Below are 16791 nucleotides of genomic sequence, written 5' to 3' on the forward strand. Positions count from 1 at the left end.
TGAGGATTCCGGCGGCCCTCGACGCCTGTCCGGACGAGGGCCGGGTCAGCCGGACGGGGTACTCGGAGGCGCCGTGGTGGACCACGGGGCCCCGGCGCCCTGGAGGCGGTCGTAGGTGCCGCGAATCGCGCGACAGTTCGGAAACCGGCCGGTACGGAGCGTGGATCCGATGCCCTCGGCACGTGCCCCGAGCGCCTGCGCACGGGCGGACGCGACCGCGGACGAGATGAGTGCGGGGCGGTCCCGCCCCCTTCGCTGCCGGAGGCGGGACATACACTTCGCGCCGGGTCCCGGCCCTCCCCAACCCCGAGACAAGGAGCCCGTCGTGAGCTGGTGGCAAGGGAGCCTCGCCGTGTTGGCTCTGCTGATTCTCGGCTGGTGCGCCGTGGCCTCACTCGTCAGGGCGGGAAGCCAGACCTTCCGCGGCCTCCACGAGACCGTCCGCAGGATCCGCGAGCTCTTCCGCTGAGCCACGGCAACAACAGAGAGGTATCCGTCACGTGCTGGCATTCCTGGGACTCTTCCTCCTCGGCCTCGGTGCGCTGAGCGTCTTCCAGGTCCTGCGTGCGCGTAAGCGCATCCACGCGATGGTGACGACCGAGACCGTTGCCTCGCACGAGCTGCGGGAGCTGCATCAGGCGGCGGTCGGTGCGGTCGGCCCCGGTGCCTTCCGGCGGCGGATCGAGGCGGCCGGGACGGCCCGTCCGCACCCCAGCGGCCCGCTGACGTCGCAGCTGGGCCGCACGGAATGCGTCTGGTTCCGTACCAGGATCACGCGCAAGTACGAGACTCGGACCGGCTCCGGGAACGGCGGGAACCTGGCACGCAAGAGCCAGGTGGTGTCCGATTTCCTCAGCGCCTCACCGTTCCTCGTCGAGGACGGGTCCGGCGCCACCGTGGTGGTTCCCGCGAAGGGCATCGTGGACCACGCGCCCAAGACCGTCGACCACTTCGAGCCCTACCGGCCGGGTGACAACAAGCCGCTCGGGTTCCTCGACATCCCGGGCGTGACCCGCCACGAGCGCACCCTGGGCCACCAGCAGGAGGAGTGGGTGCTCCGGGACGGCGCACAGTTCTATGTGCGCGGTGAGGCCCGTGACGACGAGCGGGGGGAGCTGACCATAGGGGCGCCGTCGGACGGCAGCCCGTTCCTCATGACCGGCCTGTCCGAGCAGGACCTCATCGCCGTCGAGCGGAACAAGAAGAAGATCTTCGGGATCATGGCCTGGGGCGGCCTGGTGCTCGGCCCGCTCGCTCTCGGCGGTCACTGGCTCCTGCAGGGCTGACCGGCGTCCGACGGTCGCCGGCGCGCGGCGCAGCGGCCGCACCCCGAGGTCAGGACGGTGCGGCGTCACCGCCGGCGAGGACGCTCGGCCGACCGGCGAAGGTGCGTTCCGGTCGGAAGCGGTCCTCCAGGCCGTCGGCGAGGGCGTTGAGCGCGGCGGAACCGTCGCCGTGGAAGGACGAGCCGTGCATGACGGCCAGCGTCCGCGGCGCCAGCTCGGCGAGGGAGCGCATCGTTTCCGCCGCCGCCGTCAGGCAGGAGATCTGGCGGAACATTCCCTCGGCGTCGAGGGACGCCTCGACCAGGTCGTTCTCGGTGATCGCGGGGCCGTTGCCGACATGGGTGAAGAGGTCGCCGCACAGGAGCGTGCCGGTCGTCTCCTCGTAGAGCACCCGGGCTTCCCAATTGTGCGGGACATGCGGGGTGTTGAGGTGGCGGACGCGGCGCCGCAGCTGCTTTCCGCCCAGGTCGAGCGTCTCCCCGTGGGCCAGTGCCCGCGGTGGGCGGTCGGCCAGGTCGTTGATGGACACCAGGCAGCCCAGCAGGCCATGGGCCACCTCGGCCCGCGGGGCGGCGGCCAGGAACTGGTTCATGGCGCCGCACTCGTCCGCCTCGACGTGCCCGAAGGTCACCCAGCGCAGTTCCTCCAGCGGTACGACGCGGCCGACGGCTTCCGAGACGAGGGGGAAGAGCGCGCGCATGCCCGTATGGAAGAGGAGCGGCTCCTCCGCGTCGATCAGGAACTGGTTGAAGGTGAAACCCGCGGGGGCGGCCACCTCCGGAACGAAGGTGGATATCCGGTAGATGCCGTCGGCGATCTCTGCCACGGAGGTTTCCATGGAGCAGCACGTCCTTCCGTGGACGCGTGACCGGCTGCAGTCGTCGTGGGTGTCCGCAGTCGCCCTCGCGTCGGCCGTCCCCTGTTCATCGTAGAGCGGGCTGCTGTCGCCTTCCTGGTGAGCCGGATGCCCGAACCCGGGCCGCGGTGACCGGCCTTGAGATGAGGGAGGGGCACGCCACCGGGGTGCCGGCTGCGCCGAGCAGGGGTGGGTGGGCACGCGCTGTGGTGCCGGTCGTGCCGCCGGTGACCTTCCTCAGGGCGGGCTGGCCGCCCGCCCTCGCGCGGCGCACCATGGAAGGAATAGGGGGAACGGTTGGAGGCACCCCATGCTGGAAGTCAAAACCCTCGACAAGCCGGATGACCGGCGGGACTTTCCCCGGGGTCACATCGAGGCCCTCCACCTCAGCGGACTGGATTTCGCCGTCGCCACCTTCGAGCCGGGATGGCGCTGGTCGGAATCGGTGGGACCGCTGGTGGGCACGGCCAGCTGCGAGGTTCACCACAACTGCTACATGGCGCAGGGGCGCATGCGCATCAGGATGGACGACGGCGCGGAGTCCGAGGTGGGGCCCGGCGACGTCTTCGTGTGCACGCCCGGACATGACGCCTGGGTCGTCGGGGACGAGCAGGCCATCGTGTACGACTTCGCCGGTCAGATGGCCACCGACTACGGTCGGCCGAAGGGCTAGTCCTGGACGTCGGCCGTAGCCGTCCGCCTCGACGTCGGCTCCTGCCGAAGTCGTCTCCTGCCGAAGTCGGGGCGGTCGGCACCGAGTTCGTCCTCTGTGGGGGGAGCCTGGTGTGGGGCCTGTGTGCGCGATGCCACAGGCCGAGGGCGCGTGCGCGCCGTATGGCGTGTCCGCGCCTTTGCCGTGCGTGGGGGGCGGGCGCCGCGCGGTGCGGTGAAGCGCCCGTGGGAGGGGTCGTGGTCCGCCGGTTTTGGGGTGGCCGCCGTGCCTGTGTACGGTCTGCCGTCCGGCGGTCCCGGGGCCTCGGCCGATCGAGGCCGGGACCGGCGTTCGGCCGGCTACGGGTCGGTCGCACGCACGCCGGGTGACCTGCGTTCCGCTGTTTCGGTGGTCCGTCCGGGGCAGTCGAATTCCGACAGGGATTCGTATGTCTAGGACCGCGTTCGGTGGGCAGGGGAGCGGGATGGTTCGGCATGCGGAATAGGTCTCGGGGGTACCCCCGTTACCGCAGCTGGGCACCATTTTGGATATTCACGACAGACCGGAAGCAGGGAAGCACGCATGAGCACCGTAGAGCTCACCAAGGAAAACTTCGACGAGATCGTCTCCGGCAGCGATTTCGTACTGATCGACTTCTGGGCCGAGTGGTGTGGCCCCTGCAAGCAGTTCGGCCCGGTTTTCGAGCGGTCGTCCGACAAGCACGACGACCTGATCTTCGCGAAGGTCGACACCGAGGCGCAGCCCGAGCTGGCCTCCGCCTTCCAGATCCAGTCCATCCCGACCCTGATGATCGTCCGCGACAACATCGCGGTGTTCGCCCAGCCCGGAGCCCTTCCGGAGGAGGCCCTGGAGGACGTCATCGGCCAGGCCCGCGGTCTGGACATGGACGAGGTCCGTGCGTCGGTCGAGGACCAGCAGGCCGAAGGACAGGGACAGCAGGCGCAGGGCGAGTGAACGAGCTCCTGCTGATCCGGCACGGCGAGACCGAGTGGAGCCGGGACGGCGCGCACACCAGCTGGACCGATCTTCCGCTCACCGCCAACGGTGAGGAGCAGGCCCGCGCACTGCGCCCGCTGCTGGCCGGCCGGAAGATCGGCCAGGTCTGGGCGAGCCCCATGGCGCGGGCGCTGCGCACCGCCGAGCTGGCCGGACTCGAGCAGCCGCAGATCGATGCCGACCTGCGGGAATGGGACTACGGCGGCTACGAGGGGATCTCCACCGCCGAGATCCACCGCAGCCGTCCCGACTGGTATCTGTTCACCGACGGCGTCGCCGCCGGGCCCGACGAGCACCCGGGGGAGTCGCCCGAGCAGGTCGGGGCGCGCGCCGACCGGGTGCTGGCGCGGATCGCGTCGTCGCTGGAGTCCGGTGAGGGCGATGTGGCGCTGGTGGCGCACGCCCACTTTCTGCGTGTGCTGACCGCCCGCAGGCTGGGGCTGTCGCCCGAGGCGGGCGGGATGTTCACGTTCGGGACCGGGGCGGTCGGCGTCCTCGGCACCGAGCACGGCCGCCCCGCGGTGGTCGCCTGGAACGCCCGGAGTCTGTGAGGACGCGGCGGGTCGGTATGCGGCCTGCGGCCCCGGTCGTTCGACCTGTGGCCCCGCCGATTCCCGCCGATCCCCGCAGGTCGTAGCTTCGGCGGACCTGGCGGACCTGGCGGACCGGGCGGACCTGGCGGACCGGGCGGAGCGGCCGGGGCCTTGCGGGCGCCGGTCCGCGGGCGGTGGCTGCCGGCTGCGGCGCCGGTGTTCAGGCCACGGCGGGGCCGGCGGTTCCGGATATCCGGAGGTTCTACCGGGCCATCGGGTCGAGGTGCAGCGGGGTCACCTTGCCCTCGATCATGGCGCCGAGCCCGAAGACCGCGCACGTCCCGGGGCGGTCGGCGATGTGCACCGGCATGGTGGTGGCCTGGTGGATCATCGGCTGCAGGCCGGGGATCAGGGCGCTGCCGCCCGCGAGCATGATGCCGCGCTCGCCGAGGTCGGCCACCAGGTCCGGCGGGCAGCGGCGGAGTACCGCCCCGATGCCGTCGAGGATCGAGGTCAGGGGCGTCGCGATGGCGTCCCGCACCTGCTCGGTGTCGACACACACCGACCGGGCCAGGCCGCTGGTGACGTCTCGGCCGTGCACCTCGGTCGTACCGGCGGGCAGGGCGCCGTCGCTGGAGAGCATCAGGTGCAGGGGGCGTACGCCCTGGGGGCTCGGCAGCATCAGCTCGTGGTGCAGCCGCAGGTGCTGGAGCACCGCGTCGTCGATGGCGTTGCCCCCGACGGGGACGGTTTCCGCCGCCACGATCGAACCGAGGGAGAGCACCGCGACCTGCGTGGTCCCGGCGCCGCACACCACGATCATGGTCGCCTCCGGCTGCTCCACCGGAAGCCCGCAGCCGACGGCCGCCGCGATCAGGGTGTCCACCAGCTCCACCCGGCGGGCGCCCACTCCGGTGAGCGTCTCCACGGCCGCCCGCTGGGAGAGGGGCTCGCTGCCGTACGGGAGGCAGACCGCGGCCCGCATCGAGGGCCGCCGTCGCCACGTCTTGCGCAGCTTGTTGCCGACCAGATGGCGCAGCAGACGCTGGGCCATGTCGATGTCCACGACGGTCCCCCCGGTGACCGGGCGCACCACGCGGATGTAGTCGGGGGTCCGGCCGTCCATCACCTCGGCCTGAGCGCCGACGGCGAGCATCGCGCCGGTTCGGATATTGACCGCCGCGACGGTCGGCTCATCGACGAGAAGCCCCTGGTTCTTGACATACACCCTGGTCCGGGCCGCGCCGAGGTCGACTGCGACCGAGCAGCGCCGCAATTGGGCGAGGCTGTTGGTCATGGATGATTCCTCCCCGGTAGGTCGGTGTGGACGGTGCGCCTGGGGCGGTGTGGACGGTGCGCCCGCAGATGGCGACTCATGCCCACCCTGCGGGCAGGGGACGTCAGCTGCCTGTTGAGTAGGCCGCTCGGGCTACCGGCCCAGGGGGCCGTGCGACAGAGCCGTTCGGGTGTCGGCAAGGTGCGCGGGGGCGAGGATGGACGGATGACTGCCCATCAGCGCGCTCATTCCTTCAACACGGCCGCCGCCCAGTACGCCGCCAACCGCCCTTCATACCCGCCCGCCGCCCTGGACGCCATCGAGGAACTGGCGGGACGCCGCTTGGCGGGCGCCCAAGTGGCGGACATCGGGGCCGGTACGGGCATCGCCACCGCTCTCCTGAGGGAGCGCGGTGCCCGCGTCGTCGCGGTCGAGCCCGGTGACGGCATGGCGGCCGAGTTCCGCCGGGCGCTTCCCGGCGTGCCGATCGTCCGGGGCGACGGCAACGCGCTGCCGCTCGCCGATGCCTCCCATGACCTGCTCACGTACGCGCAGTCCTGGCACTGGACGGACACCCGGCGGTCGGTCCCCGAGGCGCTGCGGGTGCTGCGTCCGGGCGGCTCGCTCGCGGTCTGGTGGAACACCGATGTCTTCGACGTGCCCTGGATCGCCGAACAGCACGAGCGCATCGCCCGTCACTGCGGTGTGCCGCCGACCGCCAGGACACGTCCCGACGACCTGCGCGCGGCCCGGCTCTCGGGCCTCTCGGGTCTGGCCCTGGAACGTCGCCATGTGCGCTGGAGCCGGGTCGTCCCGCTCGACACGCATCTCGCCAATATCGGCAGCCACTCGGCCTTTCTCGTACTCGGCGAAGCCGGGACGCGCGCCTTCCTCGAAGAGGAGCGCGCTCGTCTGCGGGAGATCTTCCCTGACGAGAGGGTGGAGGAGTGCTATCTGGTGGACCTGCTGGTGGCGGCCCGCCCCTGACGGTGCGTGGCCATCCGCTCGTTCCCGCGGCCCGGCTGCCCGGCTGCCCGGCTGCCCGGCGGCCTGTCGGCCCGGCGGCCCGTCTCCGGAGGGGCATCCCGGAGTGGCGGCTTCAGTCCACCCGCCGCTGGAACAGGCCCCAGGTGAACTCGGCGATCACGGCGTGCGGTTCGGGTGTGCCGTCGCTGTCGCCGTCGCCGGAGCCCGCGCCGGGGTCGGGGACGGTGCAGGCCAGGCGCCATCGGGTGGGGGCGCTGCCCTCCATCGGGCGGGCCGGCGGAAAGGCGCGGGCGACCTCGTCGACCGTGCAGGACCAGGGGGTGAGGTCCTCAGCCGAACGCAGGACCGGGGCGGCGGCCCCGGGGGCGCGGACGAGCCAGGCGTTCCAGACGGTGCCCCGGCCGGCCGTGAGCACCTCGAACCGCAGATCGGGCCAGAGCGGAACGGCCCAGGTCAGCGCCTTGCAGGTCAGATCGCCCAGCTGCCGGGTGGTGACGCTCTCGGGTGTGCCGAGCAGCGCGCGGTAGGGCTGCACACCACCTGCCCGCGGCGCGTGCATCCGCGCCTGCCAGCGGCGGTTGGCCTCGCGCAGGTCCGCGCGGGACACATCGAGCTCCCGCAACGCGTCCTCGACGAGGCCGGGCTGATGGTCGGCCATCCGGCGCAGCAGCACGAGCTGGAAGGCGACCGGCCCCGGCAGGCCGGAGGGGCCGTCGGAGCCGGGCGGCGGGGCGTTGTCAGCGGTGCGGTTCATGAGGGACATGGTCGTGGACGGTGCGGGGTCCGGGGGGTCCGGGGCGGGTGCCGGCGGGGAGGAAAAGCACCGAATTGACGTAGCGGCGATGCGGGGCGAGCGAGCGGCGGAGGAGGCCGTGCTCGGCGACGTGGGAGGTGCGGGACTGATGAGCGGGCAGATCGAAGTCGGCCAGCGGCAGCCAGTGGTCGTGCGGCAGCACCCAGCCGCGATAACCGTGGCGGGCCGTCCAGTCCAGGACGGGCGTGAGTGGCTGGATCCGGGCCTCCAACTCGATGAACAGCGCCGGGCGTTCGCGTGCGACGGTGTGTGCGGCGCCGCGCAGCACGCCCAGCTCCCCGCCGTCCACGTCGATCTTGATGAGGGTGACGGCCGCCAGGTCCAGCGCGTCCAGAGGAAGACACGGCACGTCGAGGGCCGCGCCGTGCAGCTCACGGCGTACGAGCGAGGAGACCCCGCGGTCGCCCCGGCCGTCGGGGGGCAGCCAGAGGGTGGCGCGTCCGGTGTGGTCGGTGGCCGCGGCGGAGACGACCTCGACATGCGCCGGTGTGACGGAGTCGATCAGCCGGGCCAGGTGGGGCACGGGCTCGATGGTGACCACCCGCGCGGCGCGACGGGCCAGCCGCCGGGTCCACGGCCCGTACCACCCGCCGACGTCCACGGCCGTGCCGCCCGGCGGACAGAAGTCGGCCAGGCGGCGCAGTTCCGGTTCGAACCGTGGATAGAGCCCGGCCGCCAGGGCCGACACCATCCGGGGCGGCAGCCGGGGGCCGACCCGCGAGGCGAGCGTCACGACCGCGGCTCCTGTGCGGCGGGGCGTCCGTGGCCCGGCGTCGGTCGCCCGGGGCCCGGGGGCTGCTGTCCAGGGACCGGGGCCGGCTGTTCGGCATCGGCGGTGGGGAGGGCGCTCGACCCGGTCGGCTGGTCATGTGCCGGGGCGGTGTCGGTGGCGGAGTCGGCAGGTGAGGCCGTACCGGTGAGGGGCGCGGGGGCCTCGCCGGTGACCCGTAGCGGGCGAGCGGTGGAGGCCGGATCGGGGGTCAGGTCCCCGGAGCCCGCGAGGTGGCGCAGGATGCGTTCGTGCTCGGCGTCGGCGACCTGTACGCCGGAGGAGGGGAGCAGCTGGGGGATGCCGTCGAGTATCGGATAGCGGCGGCGTAGCCGGGGGTTGTAGAGCACCTCGTCGTCGGCGAGCAGGGACAGCGGCCCCTTGTCGAGCGGGCAGGCGAGGATCTTCAGCAGCGGGTCATCGGGCTTCATGGCTCAACTCCTCTGTGTCAGCGGCGGGGAGGGGAGGCGGTGGGGGAAGTGGCTGGGGAGAGGCGGGTGGGGCTGAGGAGGCGGATGGGATGGGTGTCGGGTTCGGGGGCGGTCGCGGTGCTGTGCGGGCGTCCGGGGCCGGGGGCGAGAGAGGGGCCGACGGCCGGTCCGATGCCTGGTCGGGGTGCGTGGCCGGGGCCGGTGCCGGGGCGTCGGGGGCTTCGTGGCGGGGCAGGGCGAGCAGGACGGCGACGGCCACGGCGGTGCCACCCAGGCGCAGCGTGAGGTGCAGCGGGTCGTCGGGCAGGGGTTCGCCGAAGGTGAAGGTGCCGCATGCGGTCGTGAAGACGCAGGTGACGGTGGAGCAGACGGGGACGATCACGGAGGCGCGGCAGCGTTGCAGGGCGGTCTGGGACAGGACCAGACCGGTGGCTCCCGTGAAGAGGAGGAGGTAGGGATAGGGCGAGCGGAGGAGCTCCGCGGCCGCGCCGGGGATGTCCCGGGTGGTGAGCAGGCCGGCGACGCCCTTGATGGCCAACGAGCTGACCCCGTAAAGGAGGCCGACCGCCACGCCGTAGGGGACGCCCGCGGTCGGCAGGCGGTGGCGGCGCCTGGCGCGACGCTCCGCGGAGCCGTACAGCAACAGCCCCGCGGCCAGGGCCGGTACGGCGACGGCCAGCACCGTCGCGGGTGGCGCGGTGCGGGCGATGGCCGTCGTGTCCTCGCTCCGGAGCGAGGACACGACCATCACCAGCGCGACGAGGATCGCCAGGATGCTGCGCCGCTCCCGGCCGCTGGTCCGTTCGCCCAGCACGACCGAGGAGAGCAGAAGCAGCAGGACCAGGCCCGAGACGAAGATTCCCTGGGCCGCGGCGATGGGGAGGGTGCGGTAGACGGCGAGTTGAGCGGCGAAGCCCGCGGCCAGGGCCAGCGAGCCGCCGATCCACAGTGGGCTGCCGAGGAGGTGGCGGACGACCCGGGCGGGCCGCCGGGTACTCAGCGCGGGCAGTGTGGACAGCGCGCGCTTCTCCAGCACGAAGCCGGTGCTGTACAGGACGTTGGCGAGCAGTGCGGACGCCACGCCCCACCACAGCATCGCCCTACTCCCTTCTCCGGCGCGCATGCGCGAGCAGGATGGAGGCCAGGGACGGGACGCGGCAGGCCGCGCGGTCGAGGGGGCGGAGCGGGCGCGGCACGTCGTGGTAGGGCGCCCCGGCGATCCGTACGACCTCGAAGCCGGAGGCGCTGAGAAAGCCGCGCAGCGCACGAGCGGTATAGAGGCGCAGGTGGCCGACGACCTGGGTGCCGGGCCGGCCGTGGATGCGGCGCATGCTGACTTCCGAGAAGACGGGCTGCACTCCAGCGAGCAGCAGACCGCGGTTGTACCAGGCGGCGAGATTGGGGGTGGACAGCATCAGATGGCCGCCGGGACGCAGGACGCGGTGCAGTTCGTCGAGGGCGGCGTCGGGGTCGACGAGGTGTTCGACGACCTCGCTGAACAGCACGGCGTCGGCGGTACCGGACGCGAACGGCAGCCCGCCGTCGGTCAGTTCGCCGCGCACCGCGCAGGGGATGCGGGTCGCGGCGCGGCGCAGGGCGTCCTGCGACCAGTCGACGCCGATCAGACGGTGACCGGCGAGGGCCTCCGCCGCGGTGGCCGCCGCGGTGCCGTCTCCACAGCCGATGTCGAGGATGGTGGCTGCCGGGGCACCGGAGCGTACGGGGCCCAGGGCGCGTGCCAGCAGCAGCGCCTGGCGCCTGCTCCGCGCGTCGCCGGACGCGACCGGCACGGCGGGATTCTCGTAGAAGTCGCGCAGCCCGTCGGGCGGGGCGGTGTCCCGGCGGTCCGCGCCACCGGGCCTCGACGTCCTGGCCGGGCTCGCGTCGGAGCGGGTCTCGGGCGGCCGGGTCATGGGGTGTCTCCTTCGGCCGGGGGAGCGGGAGGGAGCGGTGGGGGCGGGGTGTCGGGCGAGGGGCCGGTCCAGGAGGTGGCCGTGAGGGAGTCGGCGAAGAGGGCGCCCAGGCGCGCGCCGGCCGTGTCGTCCAGGAGGGCCTGCGACCAGCGCAGCGCGAGCTGGATGCGGCCGCCGACGGAGACCGTCGTGACGGTCAGCCCCCGTGGCATCCGGGCCGGGGCGGAGAACCACACCGCTGTGGGGCGGCCGGCGTCACCGAAATCCAGGGGGTAGGGGATGCGGCCGATGTTGGAGAGCAGGGTGGTGGAGGTCCAGGGCGCGGCGCCGGTGCGCAGGGCGCGAGTGGCGGCCGCGCGAAGCCCGACGGGCAGAACCGGGGTCGTCAGCAGCGCTCCCGCCAGGCCGAGTTGCGAGCCGGACGCCGACTTGAGGGCTCGGGTGCGGGACGCCGTACGGCGCAGCAGCCGGGCCACCGCGTCGGGGTCGGGCGGGTCGGCGCACAGCAGCTCGGCGTCCCGGCGCTCCTCGGGGTCGAAGCCGACGGAGACCAGCCGGGTGCCGTTGCCGATGGGCATGTCCGTGCCGCGCGGCCGGTCGTCGACGGGCATGGTCACGACGACGGGAGCGGTGGGGCTGCCGTGCAGCCGGTTCCAGCGGGCGACGGTCAGGCAGGTGGCGACGAGGAGTTGGTCGTTGACCGTGTACGGCGCCCGGCCGTCGACACGCGGTGGACGGGCCGGCACGGGCAACTCCACGATCAGCATGCCGTTGCCGTGGGCGGCTCCCTTGCTGCCTCCGCCGTCCGCCGCAACGCCCTGGCCGGGGACCGGGGCCGGGGCAGGGCCGTGATCGGCGGCGATGCGGGCCGGGCGGGACGGGGAGAGCCGGGCGGGCGGTGGGGAGTCGGACGCCGCGGGGGCGGTGCGCGGGCCGGATTCGTGGGGGCGTACGGGTGGTGGGGCAGGGGAGTTGTCCGCGCCGCCGTACAGTCCGGCGGCGGTGGCCAGGACACGGAGGCAGGCCGGGCCGTCCAGTGCCGTGTGATTGATGGTGAGCAGCAGGACGGTGCCGCTGTTCCCGTCCGGCCGTGCGATCACCTCAAGCCGTACGGGCGGTGAGGTGTCCAGTGGTGGGCAGCTGACGAGCGCGCGTCGCCTGGCCTGCGCGAGGGCGTCGGCGGTGCGGGGCGGGAAGACGACCGGGTCGGTGTCAGGGCCGGCGGTGAGCTGCCACTCGTAGCGGCGTCGCCACCAGCGGACGGGGGCCTGCCGCATCAGGATGCGGGGGTGACGCGCGAGCGCCTGGTGGAACGCGGTGCGGATCCGGGCGTGGTCGATCCGGCCGGGGAGGTGCACCTCGATGTGTACGGTCTCCGGCTCGTCGTCCTGCAGGCAGTGGCGGGAGATCTCGTCGACCACCGGGAAGGGGACATGGCCGACCACGGGCGCGCGAGCGGGGGTGGAGCTGACGTCCTGCCGGTCGTTCGGGGCGTCCTCCTGCCGGTGTCCGCGGTCATCGGATTGCCCGCCGGGCGTCTGGTGCCGAGCCGGTTCCAGTGCGGTCATCGGGTGGTCTCCTCGCCGCTGTTGCCGGGTCGGCCGGGTCGGCTCCTGCGCCGGTGCTCGGCCCATTTCGGGCCGCCGCCCTGGGACCGCCCGCAGGCCATGATCGGCCGACCGGCCTCGGCCGCAGCGTTCCCCGCGACCGCGCGACCCGGCCTGTCGGCCACAGGGCCGGCGCCTGCTCCGCTGGCCTCCGCCCGTTCGGCTCCGGCCTCCGCGGAGGGTGCCGTCCCGGGGCGGCGGCGAGGCAACGGCGGTGATGTGGACGAGGCCGCTGGTGTCGTTGGCGCCTCCGGGGTCGCCGGGGTCGCCGGGGGCGCAGAGGGGAACGAGGGCGATGCAGGGGGCGCAGGACTGGCGGGCGCCGGCGGGGCCGCCGTCCCCCGGTTCGCCCGTAGCGCGCCGGTGCTCTCCCGTCGCGGGGGTACGGTCACGACCGCTGCCGCGAGTGCGAGGAGCGCCAGGGCCTGTGCCGTGCTGCTGAAGGCGCCCCGATCGGCGGCGACGGGCTCGCCGGCGCCGAGGGCCGCGGTGACGCCCGCGCCGAGCATGGCCAAGAGGGCGAGTGGGCCCAGAAGTTCGTGCCGTCGGTGGGCGAGGACCGCGAGTACCGGCACGACCAGGGCGTACGGGCCGGCCGCGAGCGCCACCACCGCGGTCAGGGCCACCGCGCCCACCAGCCAGGAGGGCTCAGGTGGTGCGGGGAGGGCCGGGATCGGCGTGCGGGGGGTGCGGCGGAGCAGGGCGGAGGCGAGGAGCAGCAGCACGCCCAGCGCGCCGCCGGCCAGCCCTATGTCGTAGGTGGTGGCCGGTCGGTAGGCCAGTTCCACGGTGCCGCCGGCGCCGGCCGGGACGAGGAATGCCTGCTGCCAGCCGTCCACGCGGAGCGGGGTCAGTTCCCGGCCGTTGAGGGTGGCGTGCCAGCCGTCGTTGGCGTTCTCGTGCATCTGCAGGTACGCGGCCGGGCCGGACCCCACGGCGACGGAACGGCGGTCACCGGACCAGATCTTGGCGTTGACCGGCCGGGCGGAGGAGACGCTCGCGGAGGAGCCCCTGCCCGAAGCCGAACCAGGGCCCGAACCCGAACCCGAACCCGAATCCGAATCCGTACCCGAGCCGGCAGCGGCGTCGGCGCCGCTCCCCGCGCCCCCGTCCGCCGCCTCGCCCCCGCCCGTGGTCAGCGTGATGTCCGTCAGGGCCAGCGGGCCCTGGTCGCCGGCTTCCACGCGGTGGCGTCCTGCGGGCAGTTCCAGGCGCCCGTCCCGGGCCTCGCCGGCACACAACTCCACGTCGACCGGGCGGCGTTCGGTGAGGTCGCGGACATATCCGGATGCCTTGGTGGCATGCAGGGTGCCGTCGACGGCGAGGGCCGGTCCCTGGCCGCAGTCGAGAGTGAACCGCTTGCCGGCCGCGGGCCGCGGGGTGCGGTACTTCTCCAGCGCCGGAAGGTAGACCTCGCTGAGGCCGACGGGCAGCTGAAGGGCCTGGCCGGCGACCGGGTTGTGGAGGGTCAGCGGTTTGACCTTGCTGATGGTGATGTCCAGCCGGTCGGTGGTGATCGGGTCGAAGCGGGCCTGCCCGTTCTCGTCGACCCCCGCGGTGGCGGCCCCGTCGGGGGAGTTGACGAGGATCTGCTCGGGGCGGGTGGAGACCCCGCCGGCCGCGGCCAGCACGATCTGGTCGACCTTCTTCCGGCCGGGCCAGCGCAGATGCAGGGTGGGCCGGTCGCCCGCGATCCAGGCCGTCGTCAGATCGCCGTCGACGAGGTTGCGGGGGCTGAGCGACTGGCCGAAGCCGAAGCTGGTGGAGTCGGCGGTGGCGGTGATCCGGTCCTTCTGCTCGGGTGCTGCCCGGTCGAGGAGCCCGTCGAGTTCCGGGCCGGGCACGGCGAGTGCCTTGCCGGAGACGGCGTAGGGCGCGTCCGCGCCGGTGCGGAACTGGCGGTGCAGCCCCACCTCGGCGGAGACCGGCGACAGGCCGCCGGGGTCGCTGCCGCGGTGCAGGGAGTAGCTCGTGACGGCGGCGTCGGACTTCCCTGCGTCGGTGGGGAGTTGCAGCAGGCGGGTGACCTGGACTCCGGGGACGGAGATCTCCGAGAAGCCGGCGCCGGAGAGGCCGGCGCGTGCGGTCTGCGAGCCGAGAATGGTCACCTTCAGCCATTTCGCGGTGCCCGCGGGCGCCTTGACCTGCTGCTTCGTTCCGTCGGGCCGCAGCGGGCTCTCCGCGCTGCCGCGGTCGGTCTCGACGCGTACGGAGGTGGGGGCGGCGCGCAGCCCGTCCCCGGGGAGCGGGGTGAGGGAGAGCGCGGCGGGCAGGTCGGTGGGCCGGGTGAAGGCGATCCGGGTCCACTGGCCCACGGGGTCGCCCGCGCTGCCCTCCGCCCAGGCGGTGTCCGGGTTGCCGTCGAAGGCGTTCACCGGGTCGTACTGCGGGAGGTGGAAGAGCCAGTTGCCGCTGGTGGAGGCGGTCACCGAGGAGGCGCCGCGCAGTACGGCGGTGGTCTGGTGACCGGGGCCGGATGTGGGGAGGATCTGCCGAGGCGGCCGGCCGGGGTCCTGAACGCTGTCGGAGTGGTTGGTCTCGCCCGCCGTGTAGGTGTACGACGTGTTGCTGTTGACCAGCCCGAAGCGGGTGTCGGCGCGGCGCAGCCCGTCGGCGGTCAGCTGGAGCGGCAGGGTGCCGATACCGGGGTGGCGGTCCCCGGTCAGCACGGTGGGCCGGTGGCGCAGCGCCGGATCGGCCGACAACTGCAGGAGCGCCTCCGGGCCGCCGCTGAGCTGGGCGGTGTCCGCGACGGCCCGGGCGGTGACGGGTCCGGGCTTCGGGGTGTCCCGCGGCCGGTAGATCTCCACGGAGCGCTGGCGGGGATAGAGGCCCTGGATCTGGAGCGGGGCCCCGGTCGGAATGCGGCCGCCGGTGGTCAGCGGTCCGAAGGCCGCCGCCTTGCGGTAGCCGGAGGTTTCCAGGGTGCGTTTGACGGTCTGCGGCGGGACGTAGCCGATCTGGTCCGGGTCGAGATCGTTGCGTACGACCACGTCGTGGAGGCCGGCCCGGTGCAAGTAGTCGCGCAGGCCCGGTACTTGGGCGCCGGTGAGCAGGGCCTGTTCGACCGCGTCCAGGGTGCGCCGGGCGCCGGGCGTGCCGAAGGGGACGAAGTCGCGCTGTGCCCAGGGCGAATCGGCGAGGACGTCCAGTGGCTCGTCGATGGGGGAGCCCCAGGTGTAGATGCCGTGCGCGGTCGCGGGGACGACCAGGGCGCGGTTGCCCGGGCTGTGGGTCTTGAGCCAGCCGGCGGTCTGTTCCCAGTAGGCGGGGAGCCGGGTGAAGGCGCCGGGCTGGAGGATGCTGCCGGTCAGGAAGGGCAGCGCGAGGGCGGGCAGCACCAGCACGGCGGTCAGCAGCGGCAGCAGACGCGGCGAGAGGCGGCGGGCAGGCGCGCGGCGGCGGGTGCCCTGGCGTGCCCCGGTGGCGGCTAGCAGGTGCGCCAGTCCCAGGGCGAGGGCCAGTGCGAGGCCGGGCGTGAACTTGTAGATGTTGCGGAACGGGCGCAGCCAGCCGTTCAGCCACTCCTGCCACACGGTGTGCAGCGGGCCGCCGAGCGCTCCGCCGTAGCCGGCGAGTGCGATCAGCGCGACGGCCAGGACGGTCAGCAGCAGCCAGCGTCGCTCGGGCAGATCCCGGCGGGCGAGCCCCGCGAGGCCGAGTGCGGCGGCCAGCGCCGAGCCCAGGACCGCGAACGCGTTGGCCGTCATCGTCCAGCCGGCGGGCAGCCAGGGCTCGCCGAAGTTGAGGTAGCCGACCCAGTTGCCGGCCCCGCGCAGCAGTTCCGTGGCGGACATGGTGCCCGTGGTGGTGTCGGCCTGCTCGATGAACGGCATGAAGTTCTCGCCGTGCACGCCCAGCAGAAGGAGCGGGACCACCCACCAGGCCGTGGCCAGCAGCACACCGGGGAGCCACCAGGCGAGCAGCCTCGGGCGCCGTGGCCCGGTGCGGGAGAGCAGATAGAGGCCGACGGGCAGCAGCGACGCCAGCGTCGACGCCGCGTTGACGCCGCCCATGAAGGGGATCAGCAGCGCCGAACGGGTCGCGGCCGTACGGGCGGAGAGGCGCGGGTCGGTGAGCGGGAGCAGGACCCACGGCAGCAGCGCGCCGGGGAGCGCGGCGGCGGAGGTCGAGCCGATGACGATGGTGAAGGTGGGCCACAGGGCGTAGCAGGCGGCTGCGGGCAGCCGGGCCGACGGGGCGCCCACCCGCAGCCGTTCCATCAGCCGCAGCGCGCCCCAGAACGCGGCCGTGACGATCAGCGACATCCACAGCCGCTCGGCCAGCCAGACGGGCAGCCGCGCGAGGTCGGCCAGTCCGTAATAGGGGAGGGTCGGGAAGGCGTAGCCGATGTACTGGTCGGCGATGCCGCCGAAGCCGGCCCGGTCGTGCCACAGCTGCCCGAGGTCACCGAGGAACTTCCAGGGGGCGGTGGCCACGCCGAGCTTCGTCTCGAACGTCATCCGCCCCGGTGAGGGCAGCAGGAAGCCGGCCAGGGCGGCTGCCCAGAAGGCGAACAGCCCGCGTCTGCGGCGGGGTTCGCCCGGCGGTGGGCCGGCCGGGGCCGGTGCCGGGGTGCCGCCCGGGTCGGGGGTGCCCGGTGACATGGACTGTTCGAGGGTGTGGGTCATCGTGACCGCCGGGGGACGA

At 73.6% G+C, this 16791-nt stretch carries 14 protein-coding genes and 1 pseudogene; 6 read left to right on the plus strand and 9 right to left on the minus strand.

Features of this window, described 5'->3' with window-relative positions; genetic code table 11:
* The first annotated feature begins 325 nt into the window (after positions 1-325).
* Together QOM21_RS25215 and QOM21_RS25220 are read left to right on the plus strand one after the other, a co-directional pair.
* Complete coding sequence (locus QOM21_RS25215) at positions 326-469, plus strand: hypothetical protein (protein WP_407553302.1); 144 nt, start codon at positions 326-328, stop codon at positions 467-469.
* A gap of 31 nt (positions 470-500) precedes the next feature.
* Positions 501-1286 carry a GIDE domain-containing protein gene (locus QOM21_RS25220; protein ID WP_407553303.1) on the plus strand — a complete coding sequence of 262 codons (786 nt, stop codon included), beginning with the start codon at positions 501-503 and terminating at the stop codon, positions 1284-1286.
* 49 nt (positions 1287-1335) lie between these two features.
* Here QOM21_RS25220 and QOM21_RS25225 read toward each other — a convergent pair whose 3' ends face one another.
* Positions 1336-2124 (minus strand): MBL fold metallo-hydrolase, encoded by a 789-nt coding sequence (locus tag QOM21_RS25225; protein ID WP_407553304.1) that lies wholly within the window; start codon positions 2122-2124, stop codon positions 1336-1338.
* A gap of 328 nt (positions 2125-2452) precedes the next feature.
* On the opposite strand from QOM21_RS25225, the gene QOM21_RS25230 reads away from it, so the two are divergent.
* From QOM21_RS25230 to QOM21_RS25240, 3 genes are all read left to right on the plus strand, one after another.
* Positions 2453-2815, plus strand: a complete 363-nt coding sequence (locus tag QOM21_RS25230; protein ID WP_407553305.1) for a cupin domain-containing protein — start codon at positions 2453-2455, stop codon at positions 2813-2815.
* A gap of 561 nt (positions 2816-3376) precedes the next feature.
* Positions 3377-3769, plus strand: coding sequence for a thioredoxin (trxA, locus tag QOM21_RS25235; RefSeq protein WP_407553306.1), 393 nt, complete (start codon positions 3377-3379; stop codon positions 3767-3769).
* Complete coding sequence (locus QOM21_RS25240) at positions 3766-4362, plus strand: histidine phosphatase family protein (RefSeq protein WP_407553307.1); 597 nt, start codon at positions 3766-3768, stop codon at positions 4360-4362. Before trxA ends, QOM21_RS25240 begins: the two co-directional genes overlap by 4 nt.
* Before the next feature lie 244 nt (positions 4363-4606).
* On the opposite strand, the gene QOM21_RS25245 is transcribed toward QOM21_RS25240, so the two are convergent.
* The gene (locus QOM21_RS25245) at positions 4607-5641 is read right to left on the minus strand and encodes a rod shape-determining protein (RefSeq protein WP_407553308.1); all 1035 of its coding nucleotides are present in this window, start codon (positions 5639-5641) and stop codon (positions 4607-4609) included.
* A 204-nt stretch (positions 5642-5845) separates the two neighbouring features.
* Here QOM21_RS25245 and QOM21_RS25250 point away from each other — a divergent pair, with 204 nt between their 5' ends.
* Entirely contained in the window at positions 5846-6607 is a 762-nt protein-coding gene (locus tag QOM21_RS25250; RefSeq protein ID WP_407553309.1) for a class I SAM-dependent methyltransferase, read from the plus strand.
* A gap of 112 nt (positions 6608-6719) precedes the next feature.
* Here the strand turns inward: QOM21_RS25250 and QOM21_RS25255 are convergent, their stop codons facing one another.
* The 7 genes and pseudogenes from QOM21_RS25255 to QOM21_RS25285 all read right to left on the minus strand — a co-directional run bounded on the left by QOM21_RS25255 (position 6720) and on the right by QOM21_RS25285 (position 16772).
* On the minus strand, positions 6720-7361 hold the full coding sequence (locus tag QOM21_RS25255) for a hypothetical protein (RefSeq protein WP_407553310.1): 642 nt from the start codon (positions 7359-7361) through the stop codon (positions 6720-6722).
* A complete protein-coding gene (locus QOM21_RS25260; protein WP_407553311.1) occupies positions 7345-8154 on the minus strand; it encodes an FkbM family methyltransferase in 810 nt (269 codons plus the stop codon). The genes QOM21_RS25255 and QOM21_RS25260 overlap by 17 nt, the downstream gene beginning before the upstream one ends.
* A gap of 263 nt (positions 8155-8417) precedes the next feature.
* Positions 8418-8621 (minus strand): annotated as a pseudogene (locus QOM21_RS25265) (Trm112 family protein); the annotation flags it as partial.
* Positions 8608-9717, minus strand: a complete 1110-nt coding sequence (locus QOM21_RS25270; RefSeq protein WP_407553312.1) for a DMT family transporter — start codon at positions 9715-9717, stop codon at positions 8608-8610. The gene QOM21_RS25270 and the pseudogene QOM21_RS25265, both read right to left, overlap by 14 nt.
* A gap of 4 nt (positions 9718-9721) precedes the next feature.
* The gene (locus QOM21_RS25275) at positions 9722-10534 is read right to left on the minus strand and encodes a class I SAM-dependent methyltransferase (RefSeq protein ID WP_407553313.1); all 813 of its coding nucleotides are present in this window, start codon (positions 10532-10534) and stop codon (positions 9722-9724) included.
* Positions 10531-12102, minus strand: coding sequence for a condensation protein (locus tag QOM21_RS25280; protein WP_407553314.1), 1572 nt, complete (start codon positions 12100-12102; stop codon positions 10531-10533). Before QOM21_RS25280 ends, QOM21_RS25275 begins: the two co-directional genes overlap by 4 nt.
* Entirely contained in the window at positions 12099-16772 is a 4674-nt protein-coding gene (locus QOM21_RS25285) for an alpha-(1->3)-arabinofuranosyltransferase family protein (RefSeq protein WP_407553315.1), read from the minus strand. Before QOM21_RS25285 ends, QOM21_RS25280 begins: the two co-directional genes overlap by 4 nt.
* Positions 16773-16791 lie beyond the last annotated feature (19 nt).

The organism is Streptomyces sp. Pv4-95 (assembly GCF_045782725.1).
Classification (GTDB): domain Bacteria; phylum Actinomycetota; class Actinomycetes; order Streptomycetales; family Streptomycetaceae; genus Streptomyces.